General features: G+C 59.4%; 2 protein-coding genes and 2 pseudogenes. 1 reads left to right on the top strand and 3 read right to left on the bottom strand.

What is annotated here, in order from left to right; genetic code table 11:
* Nucleotides 1-216: 216 nt before the first annotated feature.
* Nucleotides 217-1,029: pseudogene (tnpC, locus tag ACZYOF_RS42165) on the top strand (IS66 family transposase); the annotation flags it as partial.
* A gap of 13 nt (nt 1,030-1,042) precedes the next feature.
* Here tnpC and ACZYOF_RS42170 read toward each other — a convergent pair.
* The 3 genes and pseudogenes from ACZYOF_RS42170 to ACZYOF_RS42180 all read right to left on the bottom strand — a co-directional run.
* Nucleotides 1,043-1,690 carry a glutathione S-transferase family protein gene (locus ACZYOF_RS42170; RefSeq protein ID WP_130584282.1) on the bottom strand — a complete coding sequence of 216 codons (648 nt, stop codon included), beginning with the start codon at nt 1,688-1,690 and terminating at the stop codon, nt 1,043-1,045.
* A 683-nt stretch (nt 1,691-2,373) separates the two neighbouring features.
* Nucleotides 2,374-3,285 (bottom strand): helix-turn-helix domain-containing protein, encoded by a 912-nt coding sequence (locus ACZYOF_RS42175; protein ID WP_463703031.1) that lies wholly within the window; start codon nt 3,283-3,285, stop codon nt 2,374-2,376.
* Between the two features lie 1,242 nt (nt 3,286-4,527).
* Nucleotides 4,528-4,728: pseudogene (locus ACZYOF_RS42180) on the bottom strand (PHP domain-containing protein); the annotation flags it as partial.
* Nucleotides 4,729-4,847 lie beyond the last annotated feature (119 nt).

Genomic DNA, 4,847 nt, shown 5'->3' on the forward strand with positions numbered 1-4,847 from the left:
CTATCTGGTTGAAGCGAAAGTACAAGCGCTTCCGCCATCGGTTGGGGCGCGCTCGTATCTTCCTGGAGAAGATTGCTCGCGAGAACCGCAGACTCTTTGCTCACTGGCAACTCGGTATTGGCGACAACTTGCCTGATGGGAGCCGGGTGAGGTGAGAGCCTCACGCCCTGGTTCTGCGAGAGGCCGGAGGTGAAATCCCTCCGGCCTACTCACCCCACGGTGCCGGTCCAGGCCAAGGGCAAGACCCGCACCGGCCGGCTCTGGACCTACGTGCGCGACGACCGCCCGTTTGCCGGCCCAGATCCGCCAGCGGCCGTGTTCTTCTACTCACCCGATCGTGGCGGTGCGCATCCGGAACAGCATCTGGCGGGCTACGCCGGACTGATGCAGGCTGACGCCTACGCCGGCTTTGGCAGGCTCTACGAGGCCAATCGCAAGGGCGGCCCGATCATCGAGGCCGCGTGCTGGGCGCACGGCAGGCGCAAGTTCTTTGATCTGGCGCGGCTCAGCAAGGCGCCGATCGCAGCCGAGGCGGTCAAGCGCGTCGATGTTCTGTTCGCCATCGAGCGCGAGATCAACGGTCTTGCTGCGCAGGAGCGTTTGCGTGTGCGCCAGGAGCGTAGCCGCCCCCTGATCGTCGAGCTGGAGGCGTGGTTGCGCGAGCAGCGCGCCAAGCTCTCCAGGAACAACGACACGACCAAGGCGATCAATTACTGCCTCAGCCGCTGGGATGCATTTAGCCGCTTCCTTGATGACGGACGGCTTTGCATGTCGAACAATGCTGCCGAGCGTGAGCTACGGGCGGTCGCCGTGGGACGAAAAAATTGGACCTTCGCCGGGTCCGACGAGGGCGGCCGGCGTGCGGCTGCGATCTACACCCTCATCGCCACCGCCAAGCTCAATGACGTCGACCCGCAGGCTTGGCTTGCCGACGTGCTGGCGCGCCTACCGGATCATCCCGCCAAGCGCATCAACGAACTGCTGCCTTGGAATTGGAAAGTGCGAGGTGCCACATTAGCGGCTGCATGATCCATTTGATCGTTCAGCGCCGCACAGGCAGCGAGTTGCCCACCGGCATCAGTTCATACGGCAGCTTCCACCCTGGTAACGACGCCACGCGCTCGCGCCATTTGTTGAGTGCGGGAAACGCCGCAGCAATATCGAAGCCAGTCTCCTCTGTGGGATAGTATACGTATCCAGCCAAAGAAAAATCCACAATAGTCGGGCGGTCGCCCAGCATGAAGCTGCGATTAGCAAGATGTTTGTCAACGATCGAGAAAGCGCCTTCGACCCTCGATCTCATATAGGCAAGCACAGTTGGATGCGCGGGCTCCGGCATCATTGACTGGAGAATCCGGTGCGCTGCAAAGTTGCCCGTAAATTTGTGGTTGTCGAACAGCAGCCAGCGCAAGGTCTCAAACTTTTCCTCCGCGCCAACAGGGCAGAACATGCCGTGAGTCTCCGCGAGCCATGTTAGGATCGCCCCCGACTGGCTCATCCGTCTACCGTCAAACTCGAGAACCGGAACTTCACCCATTCCGTTCATTGCGGTACGCCAAGCAGGGTCACGAGTCTGGCCGCCAGCGAAATCGACACCGATCGGCTCCCAGTCGAGCCCCGCACAATTAAGAAATAATGCGACTTTGAACGAATTGCCCGAAGCGCCGACGCAGTGCAGCCTATAAGCCATCCATCGCCTCCCGCGGCCCGCAGCGTAGTCGCCGGCTGCTGACAGGGTCATGTCAGCAGCTTTGTTACGTGAAACGGAATGATGGTGGCCTAGGGCCTTCACCGGATGGATACTGCGCTTCGGGGCTTGGTTGTGCGGAAACGGATAGCTCGGAAGCCGCCGTGGTCGACAATCGGCGCAGGCCGCCGATGTTTTCGCGTCGGATCGTCCAATAGCCGGCCAAGGTGGTTCTAGGGGACGCTGCGCTTTTTGGATGCACTTTCCGGCCTTCAGGTGGCGCGGATGGCTGCAATCAGGGTCGGCTTGTCGACGATGTTCATCACCCGTGTCAGGTTGTAGGCGAGGACATTGCGACGCCATCTCGGCGGCGACGTTCCGTAGGTGCTTCATCAGGAAGTGGGGCGCACCCATACGGGCCTTCCTTGACCAGATTCAGGTCGGGTCCGAGCGGCGCCAACTGCCGGGGCACGCCCGCCGCTCAGGTTCTCGCCGTGGCACTCACGGCACTCCTATACGTCAGGATGTACTCGCCAAACTGAGAGGTCGCCCTTTCATCATGCGCACGAAAAAGCGAACTGAGCAGAATGGAATCTGCCGACGGTTCACGCTGACGACAAATCTCGCGACGCAGCTGTCGGCAGCGTGCCATCACAGATAGGCGACCGCGCGGGCGGCGTCGTGGTCTAACGCGCCCTTGCGGGCGTTACGCCACGCACCACGTTGACGTCGTCGCCCTGCACATGAACACCGGGTGCGTGACCGAACCGTCGGCGGAATGCACGGGCGAAATTAGTGTAGTCACGATACCCGCAAGCGTAGGCTATCGTGCTCAGAGGCTGGTCCGACTTCGTCGACCCCCGGCGCTTAATAGTGCGCGCAGCTTGATCCAGGCGCACTGATTGAACGAAGCCACTGCAGGTACAACCGCGGTTCGTGAACAGTTTTTGAAGATAACGTAGCGAAATACCGACCTCGGCAGCAATCTCACGCGGACCGAAATCTGGGTCGGCAAAGCAATCCTTGATGACATCACAGATGCGCTTAAACAATCGATCCGAATGAAGGGAGCCTGGTGCTGGGTCCACCGGCGCGAATACTGCTCCGAGCAGATCATAAACCGCCAACTGCATATAGTTGGCAGCCGACCTTGGCATAGGTTGCTCGTCGTCGCCAGCGTCCAGAACGAGTTGGAACAGCAGGCGTGATGCACGCGTTCCAGAGTGGCCACGAACGCCGCCGCGCGGCTCGAATCCAAGGCCACGGATCAGACGCTGGCGAGGCAGCTGCAGAGTAATCCACTGTTCGTGGCCATCATTAAGATACGTCACTGGGCGGGCACAATTTACGAACGCGACATCTCCCACCGCCAGTGCTACGGCCTGATCATCTTGAATGATCGTTGATCGTCCAGCGACCTGAAATACGGCAAAGCAGTGATCAAGGCCGTCAAGGCGAATATCCCTTTGTGTCCGTTCGCAATGGCATTTATTGTTCCTAATCTCCGACGCATTAAGTCCGAAGATGTCCCGGGGGCGAACCCTGCCGGCAAAGGCTTTAGGGTTGTCTATCGTGTGCAGCCCATAGATCGGGCGCAACAGATCCCTCCACTGTTCGTAATTTAACTCTGGCGTCTGCAGAAGGTCAGAACTCCACATCAGAAGGTCAGCACTCCGCATCGTCGCAAAGATCCTCTAAGACTGTGATTTGAAGCTCTTAGAGAGGACCCCAATCCGACTCTTCAACGGCATGCGCAATCAAATCTTGGAGAAGCGCGCGATCGTGACAGCCGGGGGTCATCGAGCAGTGATGGGTTGAGCAGCGCTGAAACGATCGGGTCGCCAGACTTAAAGATGGAGGCCAAAGTCACAGGTAAATGAACCACGCCGAATGCCGATCAGCACCGCAATAGTGACAACGACCAGGATAAAAACGATTTTTCAGGAAAGCGAACCCTGCCGAGAGGGTTGAGAGGCGCCGGGAATGGGTTAGTTGTTAGCGCGTACCGATACGTTGATCTCGCGGGCAGAAGCCGGAAAAATGCTCCGCGTCCAGCATTCCTATTGCGTCCGGTTCTCACCTGGTGCGTCTCAGCGTCGTTCCGCTGTTTTGGTTCTCGCGATCACCTGGTGAGCCCTTCACGGTTCCTTTATCACCCTGCTTTTCGTCGCCCTTCTTCTTCCACAAACCCGCCGATAGCGGATCCGCCGCGGCTTACGCCTTCTTGTCCGCGGCGACCCTCACCTTGGCGCCCTCGGCGAGATCGACAGAGCAGCACGCTCTCGCCCTGCTTCACCCCCGCGCACCTCGATCTCGGTGCCGAGATCGCGGGCCACAGCGACCTTCCGCAGGCGAGGCACACCATTCTGCACCGGCGACATGCACGCCGCTGGCATGCTCCAGGTCAAGTATCCGAATTCCTCAGGCGACGCCAGTGCGTGACGCAAGGCACGAAAGGGTCCGTTAGACCCGCCGCCGCCCGCTCGGCGGCCTATGGCTTACGACGGCAAGCTGGACGTGAGAGCCTGCCGAAATCAAGGCGCCTAACCGCGATGGCTTCGTACCAGATCCGGAGTTCGATCCAAAACTGTTCAGGAAGAAGTGCGATGAGAATCGCAAAAGCTGTCATCGTCGCGTTAGTCGCGCTTACGCTATTGGGAGAGCATGGCATGTCTGCTGATGGATTGATCACGACGCGTGGCGGCTTCGACGGCGGAGAGTTAGGCTAATCTTCAGACAACTTCTCCGCCGGCAGTCATCGGCTTCAGCGATACTGCCCGCTCATTAACCTCTCGCACGATTTCTTCGGATGAGCGGATGCTGCCGCAAATAGCGGGAGGGGCTTGCGCTGCCATATTGGCGAGTTCGAATAACCGGAGTTGGTCGTTTGGCCGCCGTCGCAAGGTTAGGGACATATATGCCCGGTCGTTAAAGCACTCGCGCATGCGCTTAAGCCGGAGAGCGCATATGTCGCCGGCGGCGTCAGGAATGAGGACGCCGATCAATCCGTCGCTGTAGAGAACAACGTCATTCCAGGGGATGTCCCGGGTTCTGTTGAATTACTGAAGAGGTCGGCGTTGCCCACCTTGAGCCGGTAGGCTCGGGGTGCTGATTCCACAAAGGAGAGCAACGCCATGACGAGAGATATCACACCGGCTGG

Source organism: Bradyrhizobium sp. LeoA1Lang (assembly GCF_055413685.1).